This is a genomic window from Streptomonospora mangrovi (genome assembly GCF_027604915.1).
GTDB lineage: Bacteria > Actinomycetota > Actinomycetes > Streptosporangiales > Streptosporangiaceae > Streptomonospora > Streptomonospora mangrovi.
Genome location: NZ_JAJAQC010000073.1, coordinates 1 through 19,804, shown reverse-complemented (window position 1 = coordinate 19,804; position 19,804 = coordinate 1). Strand labels below are relative to the sequence as shown.

The 19,804-nt window shown below is 73.9% G+C and carries 21 protein-coding genes and 1 tRNA gene; 11 read left to right on the top strand and 11 right to left on the bottom strand.

The window, feature by feature from the left end; translation table 11 throughout:
- The 3 genes from LG943_RS25750 to LG943_RS25740 form a co-directional block, all read left to right on the top strand.
- Positions 1 to 1,014, top strand: a 1,014-nt coding sequence (locus LG943_RS25750) for a replication initiator (protein ID WP_333486440.1), incomplete at its 5' end; no start/stop codon positions are given.
- Positions 1,011 to 1,205, top strand: coding sequence for a helix-turn-helix domain-containing protein (locus LG943_RS25745; RefSeq protein WP_270074962.1), 195 nt, complete (start codon positions 1,011 to 1,013; stop codon positions 1,203 to 1,205). The genes LG943_RS25750 and LG943_RS25745, both read left to right, overlap by 4 nt.
- Positions 1,205 to 2,461, top strand: coding sequence for a site-specific integrase (locus LG943_RS25740; protein ID WP_270074961.1), 1,257 nt, complete (start codon positions 1,205 to 1,207; stop codon positions 2,459 to 2,461). Before LG943_RS25745 ends, LG943_RS25740 begins: the two co-directional genes overlap by 1 nt.
- 70 nt (positions 2,462 to 2,531) lie before the next feature.
- Here the strand turns inward: LG943_RS25740 and LG943_RS25735 are convergent.
- Together LG943_RS25735 and LG943_RS25730 are read right to left on the bottom strand one after the other, a co-directional pair.
- Positions 2,532 to 2,604, bottom strand: a tRNA-Arg gene (locus LG943_RS25735).
- Positions 2,605 to 2,689: 85 nt separating this feature from the next.
- Positions 2,690 to 3,268 carry a phosphotransferase-like protein gene (locus LG943_RS25730; protein WP_270074960.1) on the bottom strand — a complete coding sequence of 193 codons (579 nt, stop codon included), beginning with the start codon at positions 3,266 to 3,268 and terminating at the stop codon, positions 2,690 to 2,692.
- A gap of 184 nt (positions 3,269 to 3,452) precedes the next feature.
- Between LG943_RS25730 and LG943_RS25725 the strand changes: the two genes are divergently transcribed.
- Both LG943_RS25725 and LG943_RS25720 read left to right on the top strand, forming a co-directional pair.
- Complete coding sequence (locus LG943_RS25725) at positions 3,453 to 3,701, top strand: hypothetical protein (RefSeq protein WP_270074959.1); 249 nt, start codon at positions 3,453 to 3,455, stop codon at positions 3,699 to 3,701.
- Positions 3,702 to 3,743: 42 nt separating this feature from the next.
- A complete protein-coding gene (locus tag LG943_RS25720) occupies positions 3,744 to 3,962 on the top strand; it encodes a hypothetical protein (protein ID WP_270074958.1) in 219 nt (72 codons plus the stop codon).
- 62 nt (positions 3,963 to 4,024) lie between these two features.
- Here LG943_RS25720 and LG943_RS25715 read toward each other — a convergent pair whose 3' ends face one another.
- The 3 genes from LG943_RS25715 to LG943_RS25705 form a co-directional block, all read right to left on the bottom strand.
- Positions 4,025 to 5,110 carry an ImmA/IrrE family metallo-endopeptidase gene (locus LG943_RS25715; RefSeq protein ID WP_270074957.1) on the bottom strand — a complete coding sequence of 362 codons (1,086 nt, stop codon included), beginning with the start codon at positions 5,108 to 5,110 and terminating at the stop codon, positions 4,025 to 4,027.
- A 54-nt stretch (positions 5,111 to 5,164) separates the two neighbouring features.
- Positions 5,165 to 5,845: a hypothetical protein gene (locus LG943_RS25710; protein ID WP_270074956.1), complete on the bottom strand. Its 681-nt coding sequence runs from the start codon at positions 5,843 to 5,845 to the stop codon at positions 5,165 to 5,167.
- Positions 5,846 to 5,930: 85 nt separating this feature from the next.
- Positions 5,931 to 6,755 carry a helix-turn-helix domain-containing protein gene (locus tag LG943_RS25705; RefSeq protein ID WP_270074955.1) on the bottom strand — a complete coding sequence of 275 codons (825 nt, stop codon included), beginning with the start codon at positions 6,753 to 6,755 and terminating at the stop codon, positions 5,931 to 5,933.
- 101 nt (positions 6,756 to 6,856) lie between these two features.
- Here LG943_RS25705 and LG943_RS25700 point away from each other — a divergent pair, with 101 nt between their 5' ends.
- The 4 genes from LG943_RS25700 (at position 6,857) to LG943_RS25685 (ending at position 9,605) form a co-directional block, all read left to right on the top strand.
- Complete coding sequence (locus LG943_RS25700) at positions 6,857 to 7,618, top strand: SDR family oxidoreductase (RefSeq protein WP_270074954.1); 762 nt, start codon at positions 6,857 to 6,859, stop codon at positions 7,616 to 7,618.
- A 104-nt stretch (positions 7,619 to 7,722) separates the two neighbouring features.
- Positions 7,723 to 7,896, top strand: coding sequence for a hypothetical protein (locus LG943_RS25695; RefSeq protein WP_270074953.1), 174 nt, complete (start codon positions 7,723 to 7,725; stop codon positions 7,894 to 7,896).
- A 112-nt stretch (positions 7,897 to 8,008) separates the two neighbouring features.
- The gene (locus tag LG943_RS25690; protein ID WP_408648654.1) at positions 8,009 to 8,980 is read left to right on the top strand and encodes a GlxA family transcriptional regulator; all 972 of its coding nucleotides are present in this window, start codon (positions 8,009 to 8,011) and stop codon (positions 8,978 to 8,980) included.
- Between the two features lie 4 nt (positions 8,981 to 8,984).
- Positions 8,985 to 9,605: a DJ-1/PfpI family protein gene (locus LG943_RS25685; RefSeq protein ID WP_270074951.1), complete on the top strand. Its 621-nt coding sequence runs from the start codon at positions 8,985 to 8,987 to the stop codon at positions 9,603 to 9,605.
- Positions 9,606 to 9,688: 83 nt separating this feature from the next.
- Here the strand turns inward: LG943_RS25685 and LG943_RS25680 are convergent, their stop codons facing one another.
- Positions 9,689 to 10,957 carry an aspartate aminotransferase family protein gene (locus LG943_RS25680; protein ID WP_270074950.1) on the bottom strand — a complete coding sequence of 423 codons (1,269 nt, stop codon included), beginning with the start codon at positions 10,955 to 10,957 and terminating at the stop codon, positions 9,689 to 9,691.
- A 378-nt stretch (positions 10,958 to 11,335) separates the two neighbouring features.
- Here LG943_RS25680 and LG943_RS25675 point away from each other — a divergent pair, with 378 nt between their 5' ends.
- Positions 11,336 to 12,805: an NAD-dependent succinate-semialdehyde dehydrogenase gene (locus tag LG943_RS25675; RefSeq protein ID WP_408648653.1), complete on the top strand. Its 1,470-nt coding sequence runs from the start codon at positions 11,336 to 11,338 to the stop codon at positions 12,803 to 12,805.
- Between the two features lie 158 nt (positions 12,806 to 12,963).
- Entirely contained in the window at positions 12,964 to 14,109 is a 1,146-nt protein-coding gene (locus LG943_RS25670) for a methyltransferase domain-containing protein (RefSeq protein WP_270074949.1), read from the top strand.
- Positions 14,110 to 14,197: 88 nt separating this feature from the next.
- Here the strand turns inward: LG943_RS25670 and LG943_RS25665 are convergent, their stop codons facing one another.
- From LG943_RS25665 to LG943_RS25645, 5 genes are all read right to left on the bottom strand, one after another.
- Positions 14,198 to 15,121, bottom strand: coding sequence for a GntR family transcriptional regulator (locus tag LG943_RS25665; protein WP_270074948.1), 924 nt, complete (start codon positions 15,119 to 15,121; stop codon positions 14,198 to 14,200).
- A 91-nt stretch (positions 15,122 to 15,212) separates the two neighbouring features.
- Positions 15,213 to 16,241, bottom strand: a complete 1,029-nt coding sequence (pdxA, locus tag LG943_RS25660; protein WP_270074947.1) for a 4-hydroxythreonine-4-phosphate dehydrogenase PdxA — start codon at positions 16,239 to 16,241, stop codon at positions 15,213 to 15,215.
- A complete protein-coding gene (locus tag LG943_RS25655; RefSeq protein ID WP_270074946.1) occupies positions 16,238 to 17,428 on the bottom strand; it encodes a four-carbon acid sugar kinase family protein in 1,191 nt (396 codons plus the stop codon). Before LG943_RS25655 ends, pdxA begins: the two co-directional genes overlap by 4 nt.
- Positions 17,425 to 18,435 carry a 2-keto-3-deoxygluconate permease gene (locus LG943_RS25650; RefSeq protein WP_270074945.1) on the bottom strand — a complete coding sequence of 337 codons (1,011 nt, stop codon included), beginning with the start codon at positions 18,433 to 18,435 and terminating at the stop codon, positions 17,425 to 17,427. Before LG943_RS25650 ends, LG943_RS25655 begins: the two co-directional genes overlap by 4 nt.
- Before the next feature lie 527 nt (positions 18,436 to 18,962).
- Positions 18,963 to 19,640 carry a GntR family transcriptional regulator gene (locus LG943_RS25645; RefSeq protein WP_270074944.1) on the bottom strand — a complete coding sequence of 226 codons (678 nt, stop codon included), beginning with the start codon at positions 19,638 to 19,640 and terminating at the stop codon, positions 18,963 to 18,965.
- Positions 19,641 to 19,804 lie beyond the last annotated feature (164 nt).

Sequence of the window (19,804 nt, the reverse complement as noted above, 5' to 3'; positions counted from 1 at the left end):
CCCTCGACGTATGACTACCGGCGTGCCGCGCGCGACGCCCTGCACTTCTCCAAGCTCATCGACCGCTTCGTGCAGAACCTCCGCCGGGTGGCGGGGTTCGACGTGCAGTACTTCGCCACGGTGGAGCCGCAACGGCGGCTGGCGCCGCACCTGCACATGGCCACACGCGGGACGGGCCCGCGCGCGGAGCTGCGCCAGATCGCGGCGGCCACCTACCACCAGGTGTGGTGGCCCCCGGCCGACACCGTGGTCTATGACGGGGCGAACCTGCCCGTCTGGGACGAGGACGCCACCACCTACGTCGACCCCCGCACGGGGGAGGTGCTGCCGACCTGGGATGAGGCGCTGGACGCCCTGGACGCCGACCCCGACGCCGAGCCGATGCACGTGGTCCGCTTCGGGCCGCAGGTGGACGCCAAAGGCGTGCTGGCCGGGTCTGCTGACGCCGACCGGTGCGTGCGCTACCTCGCGAAGTACCTGACCAAGGACATCGCCGAATGCCACGCCGTGGAGACCGACGCACAAGCCCGCCACGTCGAACGCCTCGTTGAGGCCCTGAGGTTCGAGCCCTGCTCGCCCCGCTGCGCCAACTGGCTGCGCTACGGCATCCAACCCGACAACCCCAAGCCGGGCATGGTGCCGGGCTACTGCCGGTCCAAGGCCCACCGCCGCGAACACCTGGGCTACGCCGGGCGCCGCGTCCTGGTCTCGCGCAAGTGGTCGGGCAAGACCATGGCGGACCATAAGGCCGACCGCCTGACCTGGGTCCTCAACGCACTCGGCGTCCGCCCCGGCGAGGAGGGCCAGGACCACGCCGCCCAACAACCCCCGGCGCTCGCCTCCGTGGCCTCCGGCAACCACGCCTGGGAGCTGGCACGGCCCACCGACCCCGACGTCCCGCCCCGTGAACACCGCCTGCTGCGCGCGGTCGGCGAAGCCCTCAAACGCCGCGCCCAACTCGACGCGGCACGGCAATCCGGTCTTTCGGCAAGTAGTGAAGGCAGGGCAGCATGACCCCCACTCCTCTTCTGCTCACCGTTCCGGAAGCGGCTCGGGCACTGGCCATCTCGCGGAGCAAGCTCTACGAGCTGATGAGCGCGGGCGCCGTGCGTTCCGTCAAGATCGACGGTGCTCGCCGCATTCCCGTGAGGGCGCTCGACGCCTACGTGGCCTCGCTGATGGGCAGTGACGAGGTGGCTGCCTGATGTCCAGGAAAGCGACCGCCGCCCCGAAGCCGGACGACGAAAGCGCGGGCCGCCCGAAGAAGCGTCCCAAGCTGCGCGACGGTGTTGTGAAGCGGGGCAAGACCTGGTCCTACGTCATCCGCGTGCCCGATCCGGAAACGGGACTGAGCAAGCCCAAGTGGGTCGGCGGCTTTTCAACCGAGGACGAAGCCAAGGCGGCGCGTGACGAGGCAAGAGTCAAGGCGCGGCGGGGAGAATACGTCAATCGTAACAACGTCACGGTCGCGCAGTACCTCTCCGAGTGGATCGACGCGCACGCGGTGGTGATCAAGCCCAAGACGCTGTACATGTACCGCTATCTGATCACCCGCTACGTCGTTCCGCGCATCGGCGGTGTCCGGCTCCAGGCGGTGCGGCCGGCCACGCTCACCAAGCTCTACCGCGAGATTTCGGCAACCGGCGGGAAAGGCGGCCGTCCGCTGTCCCCGCGCACGGTCGAGTACGTGCACGCGGTGCTGCGCAAGGCGTTCCGTGACGCGGTGGAGGTGGAACAGCTCCTCGCGTCCAACCCGGTCGAGCGCGCCAAGCGTCCGCGCAAGGAACGCGCGGAACCGGGTGAGGTTTGGACGCCGGGGCAGTTGCGGGTCTTCCTGACCGAGGCCGCCAGCCGTCACCGCTTGCACGCGTTCTTCCACCTGGCCGCGTATACGGGCGCGCGGCGCGGCGAACTGCTCAACCTCCGGTGGTCGGATGTCGATCTGGACACGGGAGAGATTCGGATCGCTGGGTCGGCTTCGTTTATCGACGGCAAGCGGGTCGAGGGCACGACCAAGAGCGGCCGGGCGCGGACCGTCGCCGTTGACTCCGACACGGTGGCCGTGCTCAAGGGACACCGCGCCCGCCAGGACGAAGACCGTGAGGCGGTGGGGGAGGCGTGGCGGGGGAGCGGTGACTACGTGTTCACCACGGGGTGGGGGGAGCCCATCCATCCGGACACCGTGTCGTCGCTGATGTCCACCCTGATCCGCCGGTACAACAACCCGCCGGCGGGCAAGGGCGCGGCGCCGGACGAGCCGCTTCCCGCCGCGCGACTGCACGACCTGCGGCACATCCACGCGACCACGCTGCTCCACGCGGGGGTGCCGGTGCACGTGGTGGCCGCGCGGCTGGGGCACGCCGATCCGTCCATCACGCTGCGGGTCTACGCGCACGTGGTGAACGAGCAGGTGGCCACGGTGGCCGACACCTTCGCGGAGATCCTGCGCGAGGCGGGATAGCCGCTCCGTGTTAGCGGGGGTGTTAGCACAAAGGCCGGTTCCCGAACAAGGAACCGGCCTTTGACCTGGGCGCACTCGGGAGGATTCGAACCCCCAACCTTCTGATCCGTAGTCAGATGCTCTATCCATTGAGCTACGAGTGCCGGTTTTGAGTTGTGGACTTCCGTGGGGTGTTCCCCTGGAAGACGTGTATGACTCTACCACGGGGCACAGGGCGGTTTGGCCACATTAAAGCTGGGCGGGGGGCTGCACCGCGGCCTGGGTGAAGGCGTGGTGGGCGATGGCTGCGGCGGTCTCCTGGGGGGTCATCGTCGCGGTGTCCAGCCACCAGCCGATACCCGACATGGTGTGCTCCATCGCCCGGTAGTAGGGGGTGTAGTCGAGGTCCACGCGTTCTCGGGGTGGGCGGGCGGCGTTGCGGGCCTGGCAAACCTCCAGGGGTGGGGCCAGGACGACGAACATCACCGGGCGGGGGTGCAGCAGGTGGAGCATGTGGTCGAGCAGCCGGGGGTTGTCGATGGTGTACTCGATGATCGGGAACACCCCGGCATCGGCGAAGTTGTTCGCCAGGGTGCACATGTTGCGGGCGCAGAGGAGGAGTTGGCGGTCGGCCTCCTCGGGTGGGGTGCCGGTGAACCCGACGCGGCCCTGCACCACCATGTAGGACAGCGTGTCGCCGCTGATGTGGGCCGCGCGCGGGAAGTGGGCGGCCACCAGCGGGGCCACCGTCGACTTTCCCGCTCCGGGCATGCCCGACAGGATCAGGCAGCCCGGGGCCGTGGCCGCCGCGCCGTTGGTGTCGTGCATGAGAGTCCTTGCCTGGCCGCCGTGTGGGGTGCGGGCGGCATCGTCGCATCGACCGGGCGCGGGCGCACCTGGTTTTGCGGTGTGCGGACTGCCGGTGAGGCGGCGACCACCGGCGTGCATTTCCCAGGGCGCTTCGGGCAGCGGGCCACCGACGGTGGAAGAGGCGCCTTGGGAAGGGGGAGGCATGGCCGGACGTGATCGGCCGCCGCGCGGGACGCATGACCGGCCCTACAGCGCGCTCAACCTGCGCCTGGTGCTGGCCGCGCTGGGTGTCGTCGTCTGCGTCGCCCTGGGCGTCGCGGCGTGGGTCGCGGACTTCGCCGTCCTCGCCCTGGTCCTGTGGGCGCTCGCGGTGGTCGGTGTGGTCGACGCCGTGGTCGTCCAGCGCCGCCGGCGGCGGCGCGGTCCCGGCCACCGTTCGCTGTTCGAGTGACCCGCGCCTCCCCGGGCGCCCGCGAACCGCAGGAGGAATGACGTGTCCGAGCCCCTGGGCCACGAGCCCGAGCAGACCGACGACCGCGGGTTCGCGCCCGTGCTGCGCGACGAGGACGAGTCGCCGTCGCAGGAGTACGCGCGCGAGCACGGCCGCAAGGCCACCGGCACCGGTGTGCCCACCTCGGTGCCAGCCGACGGCGACACCGAGGACCGCTCGGTGCTGGAGGACCCCGACGCCGACGTGCCCCCGCATGCCTGACCGGTCGATGTGACGACTTGTCGGCGCCCGCTTGACCCGCCGGCGCCCCGGCTGCGGTGCCCCTACAGCACGCGCAGCCGGGCGCGCCGGCCCGTCGGGGTGCCCGGCTCGGCCGCTCCGTCCCTGGCGGTGAACGCCAGGCCGAACATCAGCGTGTTCAGCTCCTCCAGCGGGATGTGCAGGTCGGCGGCCACCTGGGCCGCCGGGGTGCCCGTGCGGCGCAGGCGCTGGAACGCCTTGGTCAGGACCTGCGACGTCTCGCGGGGGATCCCGTCGGGCTCGCCGCGGCGGTAGCCCAGTTCGGCCAGTTGCGCGCAGGTCGACCGGTACTGCCAGTCGGTGAGCAGGCCGAGGTCGTGCATGCGGTAGGTCAGCGCCATCGCCGACACCCGCCAGATGGTGCGCGCCTTCAGGATCTGGTCGACCTGGGCGCCCGCCGGCATGCGCGCGAGGACGTCGGCCCGGGGCATCAGGAACGCGCTGGCGAACTGGTTGGCCTCGCGTTCGGCGTCGGGCCCGGTCAGCGGCCGCTCCTGGCCGTGCATCACCAGGTGCCCGAGTTCGTGGGCGGCGTCGAACCGGCCGCGCTCGGCGGTCTTGCCGGTGCTGAGGAACACGTAGGGGGTGGAGTCGCGCCAGAAGCTGAACGCGTCGACCTCCTCGTGCTCGGGGTCGAGCGAGAACACGCACACCCCGTGCGCCTCCAGCAGGTGCACCATGTTGGGCGCCGCCGCCTCGCCCAGCCCCCAGCGGGAGCGCACGATCTCGGCGGCCACGTCGGGCGCGGGCCGGCCCAGGGTGGGAACGTCGGGCTCGGGCAGCGCGAACCGCTCGGCCAGCCAGTGGTGCAGTTGCACTCCCAGCGCGGCGCTGGCCCGCACCGCCTTCTGCTTGCGCATCGAGGTCTTGGTGCGGGCGCGGAACGCCACGGCCTCCGAGCCGACCTCCTCGATGTCCTCGGCGGTGAAGAACGCGACCGGGAACCGCAGCGCCGCCGCGATCGCCGCCAGGGTCTCGGCGGAGGGCTCGGCCCGCGCGTTCTCGTAGCGCGACAGGCTCTGCTGGGAGATCCCGCAGGTCCGCGAGAGCTGCGCCAGGGTCACCGCTCGCCGTTCGCGGGCGAGTTGGATGCGGGAGGGGGTGACCATGTGTGGTGTGCGCCCTGTCGTGTAAGTCGGTGGTGGCCTGGCGGTGGACCGGCGTCAGCGGAAGTCCACCGGGATGACGAGCCCGCCCGGCACCTCGCCCTCGTCGGGGAAGACGACCGGGCCGGTCGCGACGACCGGCAGCGGGAGGCGCTCGATCCAGTCGGTAATGTACCCCTGTTCGTCCGTGGGCTTGGGGAGCGACAGCTCGCTGTGCCAGTACACGGTGTCGTCGCCGGGCCGGGCCTCGCGGTTGACCAGCAGCACCCACACGTCGAGGTGCTCGGAGTCCGCCAACTCGACCTCGTCGCCCGGGCGGCGCAGCGGCTCGGCGTCGAACAGCGCGAGCTGGTCGCCGCCGCCCTGGGCGAGCAGCACCTGGCCGTTGGGTCCGCGCGGGTGGAGGTTGCGCGGGGCCTCGGTGGGGTGGCCGGTGAGGGAGTTGCCCAGCATGGTCTGGATGGCCGTGGTGCGCTGGGGGTCGACGGTGAGGTCGATCTGCATCAGGCGGGCGTTGTCCCAGCCGAACTCCGACTTCTGGCCCTCGCGCAGGGCCGCCAGCCGCGCCTCGTAGCCGAACCGGCCCGCCGCGCCCGCGCTGTGGTTGGGGGTGGCCTGGCGCCGGCCGGCCTCGCCCATGCGGATGGCGCGCTCAAGGACCGGCCAGGAGGTGCCGATCTCTTCGAGGCGGGAGTGGAGGCGGGGGAGGTCCAGGGCACCGTGCGGATCGGGCAGCATGCGTTCCTCCGGTGAGGTGGGTTGAAGAAACGCTACCGCATTCGCGGTCGGAAATTTTCAACTTCCGGGGAGGTGTGCCGGATCCCTAGGAGCTGTTCCGGGCCGTCGCGGCGAGGGAGCCCAGCAGGCCCAGGGCCTCGGCGCTGGCCGACCCCGGCTCGGCCTGGTAGACCATCAGTTCCTGGCCGGGGGCCGACCGCACGTCGAAGGTCTGCATGGTCAGCTCCAGCGGCCCCACCTCGGGGTGGTCGAACGCCTTGTGCTCCAGCGTCTTGCCCCGCGCGTCGTGGTCGGCCCACAGCGCCGCGAACTCCGGGCTGGCCGCCAGCATCTCGGCGAGCACCGCGCGCACGCGCGGGTCGTCGGGCGCGCGGCCGTGGCCCAGCCGGAACCCCGCCACCGCGCCGCGCGCGACCGAGGGCCAGTCGCGGTAGAAGGACCGCGCGCCGGGCTCGGTGAACACCATGCGCAGCAGGTTGCCCGAGCGGGCCCGCTCGCCGAACAGGGCGTCGGCGATCGCGTTGGTGGCCAGCACGTCGTAGGCGCGGTTGTAGACCACCGCCGGGTTGTCGGGCCAGGCGTCCATGAGCCGCAGCAGGCTGGGCTCCACCCGGTCGGACACGCCGGCGGGGTGCTCGCGCGGCGCCAGCCCGGCCAGGCGGAACAGGTGCTGGCGGCCGTCCTCGTCCAGCCGCAGCGCGGCGGCCAGGGCGTCGAGGACCTGGGCCGAGGGCGTGCGCTCCCGGCCCTGCTCCAGCCGGGTGTAGTAGTCGGCGCTGACGCCCGCCAGCAGCGCGACCTCCTCACGGCGCAGGCCGCTGACACGGCGCCGGCCGGTGCTGACCAGGCCGGCCTGGTCGGGGGTGACCCGGCCGCGCCGGGTGCGCAGGTACTCGCCGAGTTCGCTCATGGCACAACTGTAGGCAAGGCCCGCCCGCCCAGCCTGGGTGCGCCGCACCCAGGCGGAGAGCGCCCTTCCTCGGGCGCGGCGGCACCGGCAGAGTCGGGGCCATGGATACGACACACACCGCTCCCCGTACCAACCGAGTCGTCCTGGTCACCGGCGCCAGCAGCGGTATCGGCGAGGCCATCGCCGAGCGCCTGGTGGCCGAGGGCCACCACGTCGTGGCGGGCGCCCGCCGCACCGACCGCCTGGACGCCCTGGCCGAGCGCACCGCCCCGGCCGCCGAGCGCTCGGGCGGCAGCCTGCTGCCCCTGCGCCTGGACGTGACCGACCGCGCGAGCACCGCCGACTTCGTCGAGGCCGCCCGCGCCCGGCACGGCCGCGTCGACGCGCTGGTCGCCAACGCGGGCGTGATGCCGCTGTCCCGCCTGGACTCCCTGCTGGTGGAGGAGTGGGACCGGATGATCGACGTCAACGTGCGCGGCCTGCTGCACGGCATCGCCGCGGCGCTGCCGGTCTTCACCGCCCAGGGCGGCGGCCACTTCGTCACCATCGCCAGCACCGGCGCCCACGAGGTGGTGCCGACCAGCTCCGTCTACTCCGCCACCAAGTACGCCGCCTGGGCCATCACCGAGGGCCTGCGCCAGGAGAGCGACCCCTCGGTGCGGGTCACCACGGTCTCGCCCGGGGTGGTGGAGTCCGAACTGGCCGACTCCATCACCGAGCCCGGCGCCGCGGAGATGATGAAGACCTACCGCGCCAACACCATGTCGCCCGACGCGGTGGCCCGCGCGGTGAGCTTCGCGCTCGACCAGCCCGACGAGGTGGACGTCAACGAGATCGTCATCCGCCCCACCACCATGCGCTGAGGTCGGCGCCCGTGTGAGGCGGGCGCGGACCGGGTAGCGGCTGCGCCCGTGACGACGCGCCCGCCCTCGCGGGCCGCCGACCGAACGGAAGGTGGGAAAGCCCCATGACCATGCCCGAGGAGTCCGGCAAGAAGACCCCGCAGACCGACCAGGTGCTGCCCGGCGCCCGCGACGAGGGCGAGGACCGCGAGCCCGACACCCGGCGCGAGCTGGAGGCCGAGTTGCAGGACGCCATGGAGGAGGCGGGCACCAGCCGGGAGGACTTCGAGGAGAAGTGACCGGCCGGCGCCGGGTCCGCCCTGATCGGACCCGGCGCCGGCGCCGCCGCGCCCCCGCGTGGCAGGATCTGCAATGTCCGTGTCGTTGACGCCGTGTGCCCCGCCGACCAGCATGAACGGCATGAGGCGCGTCGTGGTGGTGGTGTTCGAGCGGTTCCAGTTGCTGGACCTGGCCGGCCCCGCCGACGTGTTCGCCTCGGCGGGGCTCTTCGCCGGCGACGGCGGCTACCGGATCGAGCCGGCGGCGCCGCGCGCGGGCGCGGTGACCGCCCACAACGGTTTGGCCGTCCACGCCCAGGCGGCCCTGGGCGAGGTCGCCGGCCCCATCGACACCCTGCTGGTGGTCGGCGGGTTCGGGGTGCCCGACCAGTTGGCCGACCGCGCGCTGGTGGCCGACATCGCCCGCCTGGCGGGCGAGGCGCGCCGGGTGGCCTCCGTCTGCAACGGCGCCTTCCTGCTGGCCGAGGCGGGGCTCCTCGACGGCCGCCGGGCCACTACGCACTGGTGGGCGGCCCCCGAGTTCGCCGAGCGCTACCCCGCCACCGAGGCCGACCCCGCGCCCATCTACATCCGCGACGGCGACGTGTGGACCTCAGCCGGCGTCACCGCCGGCATCGACCTCGCGCTGGCGCTGGTGGCCGAGGACCACGGCCACGACCTGGCCGCGCGGGTGGCCCGCGCCCTGGTGGTCTACCTGCACCGGCCCGGCGGCCAGGACCAGTTCAGCCTGCCGGTGCGCGTGCCCGCGCCGCGCAGCGCGCCGCTGCGCGACCTCCAGGCGTTCATCGACGCCCACCCCGCGGCCGACCTGCGTATCCCCGCGCTGGCCGAGCGCACCGCCATGAGCGAGCGCCACTTCGCGCGGGTCTTCACCCGCGAGACCGGGATGACACCGGGCGCCTACGTGGAGCGCAGCCGCGCCGACGCGGCCCGGCGGCTGCTGGAGACCACCGCCCACCCGCTGGACCGGGTCGCCCGCGAGTCCGGCCTGGGCACCCCCGAGACCCTCTACCGCGTCTTCCGCCGCCACTGGCGGATCTCACCCGGCGACTACCGCCGCCGGTTCCAGGCGAAGGAGAACTGAGACGATGCACGCCGCGATTCCCCTCTACCCCGGGTTCACCGCGCTGGACGCGGTGGGCCCCTACACCGTGCTCGCCTTCGCCCCGGGCTGGACGGTGACCTTCGCCGCCGCCGAGCCGGGGCCCGTCACCGACGACCGCGGCAGCCTCACCCTGGCCGCCACCGCCGCCCTGGCCGACGTGCCCCGCCCCGACGTGGTGGTGGTGCCGGGCGGCCCCGGCACGGCCGAGGCCATGGGTGACGCCGTCCTGCTGGACTGGCTGCGCGCCGCGCACGAGCACGCCGCCTGGACGACGTCGGTGTGCAGCGGCTCGCTCATCCTGGGCGCGGCGGGGCTGCTGGGGGGCCGGCGGGCGACCTCCCACTGGGGCGTGGTCGAGGGCCTGGCCGGCTTCGGGGCCGAGCCGGTGCGCGAGCGCGTCGTGGTGGACGGCACGGTGGTCACGGCGGCGGGGGTGTCGGCCGGGATCGACATGGCCCTGGACCTGCTGGCGCGCGCCAGCGGCGCCGACACCGCGCGCGCCGTGCAACTGGTGACGGAGTACGACCCCCGCCCGCCGTTCGACAGCGGCGACGCCGCGCGGGCGGACGCGGCCCTGCGCGAGGCCGCGCTCAGCCTGATCTGAGGCGCGGCGCACCCGCACGGCCCCGGTCCGCGGCGGGTTCGGCCGCGGACCGGGGGACGCGGGGTGCGGGGCGCCGGGCCGGCTCAGCCCGCGGTGGCCTCCTTGACCGCCTCGGCCCACAGGGACACCGCGGAGTCGACCTGGTCGGCGGTGACGATCAGCGGCGGGATCATCCGCACCACGTTGCCGTGCGGACCGCAGGTCAGCAGCAGCAGCCCCTTGTCGGCGGCGATCCGGTGGGCGCGGGCGGCGGTGTCGGTGTCGGGCCGGCCGTCGGCCGTGGTGAACTCGTTGCCCACCATAAGCCCCAGCCCCCGGACGTCGCCGATGGCGGCGTGCTCGGCGGCCACGCCGCGCAGCCCCTCCAGCAGGCGCTCGCCCATCGCGCGGGCGTTGTCGACCAGCCCCTCCTCCTCGATGACGTCGAGGGTGGCCAGCGCCGCCGCGCAGGAGACCGCGTTGCCGCCGTAGGTGCCGCCCTGGGAGCCCGGCCACGCCTTCTCCATCAGCGCGCTGGGCGCCGCGATGGCCGACAGCGGGAACCCGCTGGCCAGGCCCTTGGCGGTGATCACGATGTCGGGGGTGATCTGGGCGTGGTCGTGGCCCCAGAACCGGCCGGTGCGCCCGAACCCGGTCTGGACCTCGTCGGCCACCAGCAGGATGCCGTGCCGGTCGGCCCGCTCGCGCAGGCCGCGCAGGAAGGCCGGCGGCACCGGGACGTAGCCGCCCTCGCCCAGGACCGGCTCGATGAAGATCGCGGCGGTGTCCTGGGGGGAGGTGACCGTGGCGAACTGGTAGTCCAGTTCGCGCAGCGCGTACTCCACGGCCGCGTCCTCGCTCATTCCCAGCCGGTAGGCGTAGGGGAAGGGGGTGACCACCACGCCCGGCATCAGCGGGCCGATGCCCGCGCGGATCTTGACGCCGGAGGTGGTGAGCGAGGCGGCGGCCATGGTGCGGCCGTGGAAGGAGCCCTGGAACACGATCGCGTTCTGCCGGCCGGTGGCCTGGCGCGCCAGGCGCAGGGCGGCCTCGACCGCCTCGCTGCCGGAGTTGACGAAGAACAGCCGGTCGACGCCGGTGGGCAGCACCCCGCCCAGCCGCTCGGTGAGCCGCAGCAGCGGCCGGTGCATCACGGTCGTGTACTGGCCGTGGATGAGGGTGGCGACCTGGCGCTGCGCCGCCTCCACGACGCGCGGGTGGCAGTGGCCGGTGCTGGTGACCCCGATCCCGGCGGTGAAGTCGAGGTAGCGGCGGTCGTCCTCGTCGTAGATGTAGACGCCCTCACCGCGCGCGGCGAGTACGGGCGTGGCCTGCTTGAGCAGGGGGGACAGCTCGGCCGACTGCTCAGCCATACTCAAACCTCATTCCGTGGGTGGTGCGCCCCGGCGGCGCTGGGGACCATGCTCGCCCACGCGGCCCCGGGCCGCGGCGCGGGGGGCGGGGGCGGGCCGCCCGCGGGCGCCGGGACCGCGGGCGTGCAGCACAGCACTTCCGTAGGATTGTTGACAATCGACAGAGCTATGGAATCATCCGGCGTGTGGCGGTGTCCAGGTTCGCGCTTACCCCCGCGCGGGCCTGGACGCCGTCCGCCCGGCATGATGTTCCCGGCGGCAGTTAGCCCGCGCGCCCACCGGGGAAGGCGTAAGCGGCGGGGCCTGCGCGCTCTCCTCGGACGCGTTGTGGACCCCTCGTTGCGCACGAGCCGAAAACCGAGAAGGGGATGTACCGCAATGACCTTGGCGGAACGGGAGACGCAGGTCGTCGAACGCGTGTCTAAGCAGCTCTTCATCGGCGGCACGTGGCGTGACGCCACCGGCGGTGCCACGTTCAAGGTCGAGGACCCCTCGACCGGCGGCGTGCTGTGCGAGGTCGCCGACGCCACCGTCGAGGACGCCTTCGCCGCCCTCGACGCGGCCGCCGCCGCGCAGTCCTCGTGGGCCGCGTGGGCGCCGCGCGACCGGGGCGAGATCCTGCGCCGGGGCTACGAACTCCTGATGGAGCGCCAGGACGACCTCGCCCTGCTGATGACCCTGGAGATGGGCAAGCCCCTCGCCGAGGCCAAGGGCGAGATCGCCTACGCCGCGGAGTTCCTGCGCTGGTTCTCCGAGGAGGCCGTGCGCATCGGCGGCGAGTACTCCGTCTCGCCTAACGGCCAGGCCCGCTTCCTCATCATGCGCCAGCCGGTGGGCCCCTCCATGCTGATCACGCCGTGGAACTTCCCCATGGCCATGGGCACCCGCAAGATCGGCCCGGCCATCGCCGCCGGCTGCACCATGATCCTCAAGCCCGCCCAGCAGACCCCGCTGTCGGCGCTGGCGCTGGCCGGCATCCTCCGCGAGGCCGGCCTGCCCGAGGGCGTGCTCAGCGTGCTGCCCACCTCCGACGCCGGCGGGGTCACCGAGCCGCTGCTGCGCGACGGCCGCATCCGCAAGCTCTCCTTCACCGGCTCCACCGGGGTGGGCCGCACGCTGCTGGAGCAGAGCGCCCAGCAGGTGCTGCGCACCTCCATGGAGCTGGGCGGCAACGCCCCGTTTCTGGTGTTCGACGACGCCGACCTCGACGCCGCCGTCGAGGGCGCCATGCAGGCCAAGATGCGCAACATCGGCGAGGCGTGCACCGCCGCCAACCGCATGTACGTGCAGTCGGGCATCGCGCCGGAGTTCGCCCGCCGCCTCAGCGAGCGCATGGGCGCCCTGCGGCTGGGCCGGGGCACCGAGCCCGACGTCCAGGTCGGCCCGCTCATCGACGCCCGCGCCCGCGAGAAGGTGCAGGGGCTGGTCGACGACGCGGTCAGCCGGGGCGCCCGGGTGCTGGTCGGCGGCGGCCCGGGGGAGGGCGACGGCTACTTCTACCTGCCCACCGTGCTCGCCGACGTGCCGCAGTCCAGCGAGCTGTCCACCACCGAGATCTTCGGCCCGGTCGCCCCGATCATCCCCTTCGACACCGAGGAGGAGGCGCTGACCGCCGCCAACGACACCGAGTACGGCCTGGTCAGCTACGTCTACACCCAGGACCTCAACCGCGCCCTGCGGGTGTCGGAGGCCCTGGAGACCGGCATGGTCGGCCTGAACCAGGGCATCGTCTCCAACCCCGCCGCCCCCTTCGGCGGCGTCAAGCAGTCGGGCCTGGGCCGCGAGGGCGGCAAGGTCGGCATCGAGGAGTTCCTGGAAACCAAGTACGTCGGCATCGGCGGTTTGTAGCCTGGAGGCAGAGGCAGTAGGCCGTCGGTAGGGCGCGGGTGGGCCGACCGACGAGCACGGCGACCCCTCCCGCTGGACGCCCGCAAGGACAGGTCGCCGCCTCCGCCCCCCGACTACGGCGGAGGCGGCGGCAGGCACGAACGCGACGACGAGGACAGGTGACCCCCCTCCGCGAACTCCAGGCCCGCCTGGCCCGGGGCGTGCCCCCGGAGTGGCGGGCCGCTTTCCTGGCCGTTCCCCGGCACGAATTCATTCCGGAGACCGTCTGGATCCGCGAGGAAGGAAAACCCGTCCCGGTCCGCCGGTCCGATTCCCCCGAGAAGTGGTTGGCGGTCTGCTACACCGACGAGCCCATCGCCGTGCAACTGGACGACGGTGACGGCAGCGGGCGCGGGTACGTGTCGTCGTCGGCGTCCATGCCGGGTGTGGTCGCGCTCATGCTGGAGGCGGCGGAACTCTCCCCCGGCGTCCGGGTCCTGGAGATCGGCACCGGGACCGGGTTCAACGCCGCCCTGGTCGCCACCCGCGTGGGCGCCGAGAACGTCACGACCGTCGAGATCGACCCCGGCTTGGCGGTCGCGGCCCGCACCGCCCTCACGAGCGCCGGGTGGCCGGTCGAGGTGGTGATCGGCGACGGCACTACCGGGTACGCCGCCAACGCCCCTTACGACCGCATCCTGTCCACGGCGGCCGTGCACGCGGTGCCCCGTCCGTGGATCGAGCAGACCGCGCCCGGCGGGAAGGTCGTCACCCCGTGGGCGACCGCGTTCCACAGCGGCGCCCTGCTGCGCCTGCGGGTCGCCGACGACGGCACCGCATCGGGGCGCTTCGACGGCGACGCGGGGTTCATGTGGGTGCGCGGCCAGCGGACACCGCACGGGTCCGTGGAGGACCGGGTGCGGCCCGAGCACGACTTCACCGAGACGGTCACCGGGCTCCACCCCTACGGACCCGTGGGCGACTTCTCGGCGTCGTTCGCGATCGGTCTGCGCGTGCCGGGCATGACCTCGACGCTCGTCCACGATGACGACGACCCCGCCACGCGGCGCTACACGGTCTACCTCATGGACCCCGGGTCCGGGTCGTGGGCGTCCTGGCGGATCCTGCCGGAGGGCGCCAAGAACCCCGAGTACCCCGAGTACACCGTGCGCCAGCACGGCCCCCGCCGCCTCTTCGACGAACTCGACCGCGCCCACCGCTGGTGGCGGGAGGCGGGAAGCCCCGAGTACACGCGGTTCGGCCTCACCACGACACCTGAGGGCCAGTCGGTGTGGCTGGACGATCCCGCGAACGTGGTGGCCTAGCGCCGCCGGGTCGGGGTCCGGGCGTGCGGTGGTCGGTTCACGAGGCGTCGCCGCCCCGGCCGTCCGCTGGGGGAACCGGTCACAAGCTTCAACCGTCCCCCTCTCCCTTCTCCTGCTTCTCCTCCTCGGCCAGGCGGGTGAGTTCGGCGTGGAGTTCGGCGGCCAGGGCGTGGGCTCGGGTGAGGCGGGGGGCGGGGTGCCCGGGGGTGGCGGTGTCGGCGGGGGTGGGGGCCGTGGGCTCGGTGAAGGCGGTGCCGGGGTGGAGGCGTACCTGCTCGGCCGACTCGTCGGCCTCGATGTCGAACACCACCCGGTCGGAGCGGTGCCAGCTCTCGAACCACTCCAGGGGTGCGCCGTGCTGGTCGAAGGTGCTGCCCTCCAGCAGCAGCAGCGGGGCGCCCGGGGCCACGCCCAGGGACTCGGCGATGGCGGAGTCGGCCGGGACCGCGCGGACCTGGCGGCGGCCGCTGACCGGCTGGGCGCCGAAGCGCGCGGCCAGCAGCCGGTGCAGCGAGGAGTCGGTGAGCATGTCGGCGCTCAGCCCGGCCACCCGGTCGGCGGGCAGCCAGGTGCGCACGTAGGACAGCGGGTCGGCGCGCACCGAGCGCACCCGCTCCAGCCGCAGCACCGCGCGGGTGCCCAGGTGGCGGGCCACGTGCGCGGGCGGCGCGGCCTCCTCCAGCCGCACCACCCGCGTGGCGAGTTCCAGCCCGCTGCGGGAGAACTGGTCGAACAGCCCGGTCACCCGCTGCACGAGCCGCCGGTGCTCGACCCCCGCCGTGGCCACCGCCGCCCGCCCGGGGTCGCGGCGCACGACCCCCTCCTCCTCCAGGGTGGCAAGCGCCTGGCGCACCACGCTGCGCGAGACGCCGAACCGCTCCTGGAGCGCGGCCTCGCTGGGCAGGGTGTCGCCCGGCGCGATGGTCCGGTCGCGGATCTCGGCGCGCAGCTCCGCCGCGATCTGGGCGTACAGCGGGCGCGGATCGGACCGGTCGACGGACATGGTCGGCATTCTAGGCGCGGAGGGCGCGGCCGGCCCGTGGACCGGCCGCCGGGCGGTGGGCGGCAAGGGCGGCTGACCGCCGTGGGTGGCGGGCCGGCGGTCAGCCGGCCGCCTGGGCGGTCTTCCAGACGTGGTCCCAGCCGGGCGCCAGCTCGGCGGCCCGCCGGATGGCCAGCACCAGGCTGGACTCCCGGGCGATGCCCTGGCCGGCGATGTCGAACGCGGTGCCGTGGTCCACCGAGACCCGCACGACCGGCAGGCCCACGGTGATGTTGACCCCGTCGTCGCCGTAGACGGCCTTGAACGGCGCGTGCCCCTGGTCGTGGTAGCACACGACGACCAGCTTCCACTTGCCCTTGACCGCCGCCGGGATGAGCGCGTCGGCCGGCAGCGGCCCCGACGCGTTGATCCCGGCCGCGCGCGCCCGCGCCACGGCGGGCTCCAGCACGTCGGCGTCCTCGTCGCCGAACAGCCGGTTCTCCCCGGCGTGCGGGTTGAGGCCGGCCACGCCGATGGCCTCGCCGGGCCGGCCCAGCGCGGTGGCGAACGCCCCCGCCAGGCGCAGCACGGCGTCGGTGCGCTGCGGCGTGACGTTCTTGATGGCGTCGGCCAGCGACACGTGCGTGGTCAGGTGGAAGAAGTACAGGTCGCCGGCCGACAGCACCAGGCTGAAGTTCTCGACCCCGAACTCGTGGGCGAGCAGCTCGGTGTGGCCGGGCCAGCGGTGCCCGCCCAGGTGCATGGCGGCCTTGTTCAGCGGCGGGGTGACGATCCCGTCGACCAGGCCGCGCCGGGCGAGGTCGCAGGCGGCCATGACGAACCGCGCCGCGCCGTCGCCGGCCTCGGCGCTGAGTTCGCCGTGGGGCACGTGCGCCAGCGACCCGCCGACCTGCACGACGTCGATGGCCTCGGGGTCGGCGCCGGCCTCGGCGGGCGACTCCACCACGCGGACGCGGTCGGGGTCGCCGCCCACGAGCCGCACCCCGGCGCGCAGCGCGTCGGCGTCGCCCACGACCACCGGACGGCAGACCTCGCGCACCTCGGGGTGGTTGAGCAGCGACTTCGCGGTGATCTCGGGACCGATCCCGGCGACGTCGCCGAGGGTGATGGCGAGGGTCGGACGGCTCATGACTGGTGCCTCCTGTGTCGGATCGCCGTGGCGGCGGTGATCAGGGCGTCGGGGTCGCCGAAGCCCCCGGCCTTGGTGACGACGGGCAGCCCGTGCAGCGGCCCGCCGGTGAGGGTTCCCGCGGGGATGCCCGCCTCGACCTCGCCCGTGAGGGCGATGCCGGTGGCGCCCAGGGCATCGACGACCGCGCGGGCGCCGTCGCCGCCGGTCACCACGAGCCCGGCGAGGCCGTGGCGGTGGGCGAGTTCGGCGGTCAGCACGCCGAAGCGGTGGGCGACCTCGGCGGGGTCCAGGCCGAGCGCGCGGTCCTCGGGCGCGACCACGGCGAGGATCTCGGGCGCCTGGGCGAGGCGCTCCTCCACGCGGGCGTGCCACTCCTTCCAGGCGGTGCCGTCGGCGCCGGGCGCGAGCGCGGCGGCCGGGCAGTACTCCACCGGCGCGCCGGCGGCCAGGCGCTCCACCTGGCCGCGGGTGGCGGCGTGCAGCGAGGTGACGACCACCAGCGCGGTGCCGGGCGCGGCGCCGGCGGCCCAGGCGCCCGCCATCGGCGCGGCCAGGCCGGCCGAGCCCACGGGCACGGCGCGCGGACCCAGGTGGGCGATGGCTGCGGCCAGGCGCTCCAGGTCGGCGTCGGTCCGGGCGTCGGCGACGACCACGGGGCCGGCCGCGGCGATGAGCGCGGCGTCGGCGGCGGGGTCGGCGGGGCCGTCGCCGGCCAGCCGCACGTGCCCGGCGCCCAGCAGGGTCGGGATGTGGCTCTCGCGCACCGGGGTGACGGGGTCGGTGCCCACCGGGGTCTCGTGCGCGGGGACGCCGTCGACCAGCAGCACGCCGTCGACGACGGTGCGCCCGGCTTCGGGGAACGCGGGGCAGACCACGGCCACCGCGTCGGGCGCCCACGCCCGGCGGGCGGCCTCGACCTCGGCGGCCAGTTGCCCGCGCAGGGTGGAGTCGACCTTCTTGTAGAGGTGGCGCGCGCCGTGCAGGCGGCGCACCTGCTCGGCCACCGCGGCGGCGGCCGCCTCGGCGTCCATCGCGCGGGAGTCGGTGCTGACCGCGACCACGTCGGCGGTGCCGCCGGCGGAGCCCAGTTGCAGCTCGGTGGACCACCCGGCGCGCAGGAAGCGCACGCCGGTGTCGTTGGCGCCGGTCAGGTCGTCGGCGACGAGGGCGATGACGGGGCTCATGCGGCGGCCTCCTGCTCGGCGGCGGACTCCTTAGCGAGGGTTTCGGCGGCTCCGCCGCGCTTGAGCAGCCAGGTGGTCAGCAGCGGCGCGAGGATCGCGGTGACCAGCACGCACGCGGCGATCTGGGAGGTGGCGGTGCCCACGTACTGCTGGAAGGAGGGGTCGGCGGCGGCGACGATGGCGGGGGTGGCCACGGAGTTGCCCGAGGTGGTGCCGGCGGCGAAGCCGATGCCGCTCTCGGCGCCGCGGCGCAGCAGCACCCGGTAGCCCAGGTAGACCAGGCCGCCGGTGACCACGGCGAGCAGCACGCCCAGCAGGATGCCGCTGAGGCCGCCCGAGGCGACGTCGGCGAGGTTGATGCCGGTGCCCAGCGAGAAGGAGAAGAACGGGATGACGATGTTGGGCACGGGGGCCAGGACCTCGCGCCACTTGGCGTCGACGTTGCCGACGATCACGCCGAGCACGAACGGCAGCACGGCCGCCAGCAGCGCCAGGAACGGGATCTCGCCGAGTCCGGAGGCGCCCAGGAACAGCAGGGCGAAGAACGGGCCGTCGTTGATGGCGCCGGCGATGTAGGCGCCGCGGTCGCGGGCGCGGCCGTACTGGCCGGTCACCGCCAGCCACAGGCCGCCGTTGGAGTTGGTGGCGGCGGCCAGCAGGGCCAGGATCGAGACCCCGAGCACGCCGTCGGGGCCGGTGACCGCGCCCAGCGCGATGACCAGCAGGCCGGGGATGACGCTCTTGGTCAGCAGCACCACGCCGGTGGTGGCCAGCACGGGGCCGCCGGTGCGCATCGTGACCTGGGTGCCGGTGGCGAAGATGAGCAGCGCGATGAGCGGGAGCGCGCTGTCCTTGAACAGGGCGGTGGTGAACCCGCCGATCTCCAGCGCCCCGGGGGCGAAGGTGCCGATCACCGATCCCAGCAGCAGCGGGATCAGCATGAGCCCCCCGGGCAGGCGGTTCATGGTCCGGAAGATCGGGACCAGGGTGCCATGGCCGTCGCGCATGGCTGCTCCTCTCCGGGGGCCGGGATGCGGATCCTTCCCCACACGTGTCACGCATTATTGTACGGACAGAGTGTACGTACAATTCTGAGAGAGTGCTACACCGGGTTCACATCGGGCAACATCGCGCGGGCCGGCGCGGGCCGGGGGAGAGGCGGCGGTGCGGGGAGGAAGAACGGTCCCGATTGAGGAAAACCCCGGTGAACTGGGATTTCTTCCACACGTGCGCCCGCGCGGGCGGGCCGGCGGCGGCGCGCGCGGAGGCGGCGCCGGTCCGGACGCGGGGCGCGTGCGCCGGTGTGAACGGTCCGTACCGGTTCACGGATTCACCCGCGCGGCACCCTCCCGTACGGACAGCGCCCCGGCCCGGCCACCGGGTGTCCGCACAGGCGAGGGCCGCGCACAGGCGAGGGCCCGCGCACCGGCGGGGACCTCGCGCACCCGCAGTGCCCACCGCCCCCCGCACACGCCGACGGCCCGCGCCACCCCTCGCAAGCGGGGCGGCGCGGGCCGTCGGCGGTGCGGGCGGGTCAGCTCCGGGCGGTGGGCGCGCCCGCGTTGATCCGCTCGACCGTGTCGAGCATGTGCGACTCGATGAGACGCAGCAGAAGCTCCTCGTCGCCGTCGGTTATGGCGTCGAGCAGCTTCTGGTGCTCCTCCACGAGTTCGTCGGCTTCGGGGTAGACCTCCTGCATCACCGTCAGGCACATGCGCGCCTCGACCAGCAGGGTCTCGGCCATCCGCTCCAGCCGGTGGTTGCCCGAGCAGCTCACCAGCGCGCGGTGGAACGCCTGGTCGGCGTCGCTCATGGCGGTGCGGTCGCCGGTGCCGGCCGCCGCCACCAGGTCGTTGAGCGCGGCCGTGAGCCGGGCCAGCGCCTCGCCCCGGTTGCCGCGCATGATCAGCTCGCAGGAGGCGCGCTCGACCGCCAGCCGCGCCACGTAGATGTCGCGCACGTCCTCGGGTCCGAGTTCGCGCACGAACAGCCCGCGGTGCCGCTCGCTGCGCAGCAGCCCCTCCTGCACCAGGCGCTGCATGGCCTCGCGCAGCGGGCCCCGGCTCACGCCGAGCTGGGCGGCGAGGTCGGTCTCGCCCAGTTGGTCACCGGGGGCCAGTGCGCCGTGCATGATGGCCGTGCGCAACTGGTCGGCGATCAGCTCGGCGGTGGACCTCCGCGGGACGGGTTCGAGTCGGGCTGGCGAGTTCATGGCATCCGTACTCCTTCGCTCTCTTCTTTTATGGTCGCGCCTTTTTTCCATGGTCGCGCGGACCGGCCGGAACCGGTACCGCGCGGTGGGGGCGGGGCCCCCCCCCACCCCCCCCCCCCCCCCCCCGCCCCCGCGCCCCCCCCCCCCCGCCCCCCCCCCCCCCC

Bases quoted from the DNA above. Each gene is read 5' to 3' on its own strand.
- LG943_RS25675 (WP_408648653.1), top strand. From the start codon at position 11,336: ATGACCTTGGCGGAACGGGAGACGCAGGTCGTCGAACGCGTGTCTAAG.
- LG943_RS25680 (WP_270074950.1), bottom strand. From the start codon at position 10,957: ATGGCTGAGCAGTCGGCCGAGCTGTCCCCCCTGCTCAAGCAGGCCACG.
- LG943_RS25700 (WP_270074954.1), top strand. From the start codon at position 6,857: ATGGATACGACACACACCGCTCCCCGTACCAACCGAGTCGTCCTGGTC.
- LG943_RS25690 (WP_408648654.1), top strand. From the start codon at position 8,009: ATGAACGGCATGAGGCGCGTCGTGGTGGTGGTGTTCGAGCGGTTCCAG.
- LG943_RS25730 (WP_270074960.1), bottom strand. From the start codon at position 3,268: ATGCACGACACCAACGGCGCGGCGGCCACGGCCCCGGGCTGCCTGATC.
- LG943_RS25715 (WP_270074957.1), bottom strand. From the start codon at position 5,110: ATGGTCACCCCCTCCCGCATCCAACTCGCCCGCGAACGGCGAGCGGTG.
- pdxA (WP_270074947.1), bottom strand. From the start codon at position 16,241: ATGAGCCGTCCGACCCTCGCCATCACCCTCGGCGACGTCGCCGGGATC.
- LG943_RS25745 (WP_270074962.1), top strand. From the start codon at position 1,011: ATGACCCCCACTCCTCTTCTGCTCACCGTTCCGGAAGCGGCTCGGGCA.
- LG943_RS25740 (WP_270074961.1), top strand. From the start codon at position 1,205: ATGTCCAGGAAAGCGACCGCCGCCCCGAAGCCGGACGACGAAAGCGCG.
- LG943_RS25645 (WP_270074944.1), bottom strand. From the start codon at position 19,640: ATGAACTCGCCAGCCCGACTCGAACCCGTCCCGCGGAGGTCCACCGCC.
- LG943_RS25710 (WP_270074956.1), bottom strand. From the start codon at position 5,845: ATGCTGCCCGATCCGCACGGTGCCCTGGACCTCCCCCGCCTCCACTCC.
- LG943_RS25685 (WP_270074951.1), top strand. From the start codon at position 8,985: ATGCACGCCGCGATTCCCCTCTACCCCGGGTTCACCGCGCTGGACGCG.
- LG943_RS25665 (WP_270074948.1), bottom strand. From the start codon at position 15,121: ATGCCGACCATGTCCGTCGACCGGTCCGATCCGCGCCCGCTGTACGCC.
- LG943_RS25725 (WP_270074959.1), top strand. From the start codon at position 3,453: ATGGCCGGACGTGATCGGCCGCCGCGCGGGACGCATGACCGGCCCTAC.
- LG943_RS25695 (WP_270074953.1), top strand. From the start codon at position 7,723: ATGACCATGCCCGAGGAGTCCGGCAAGAAGACCCCGCAGACCGACCAG.
- LG943_RS25705 (WP_270074955.1), bottom strand. From the start codon at position 6,755: ATGAGCGAACTCGGCGAGTACCTGCGCACCCGGCGCGGCCGGGTCACC.
- LG943_RS25655 (WP_270074946.1), bottom strand. From the start codon at position 17,428: ATGAGCCCCGTCATCGCCCTCGTCGCCGACGACCTGACCGGCGCCAAC.
- LG943_RS25650 (WP_270074945.1), bottom strand. From the start codon at position 18,435: ATGCGCGACGGCCATGGCACCCTGGTCCCGATCTTCCGGACCATGAAC.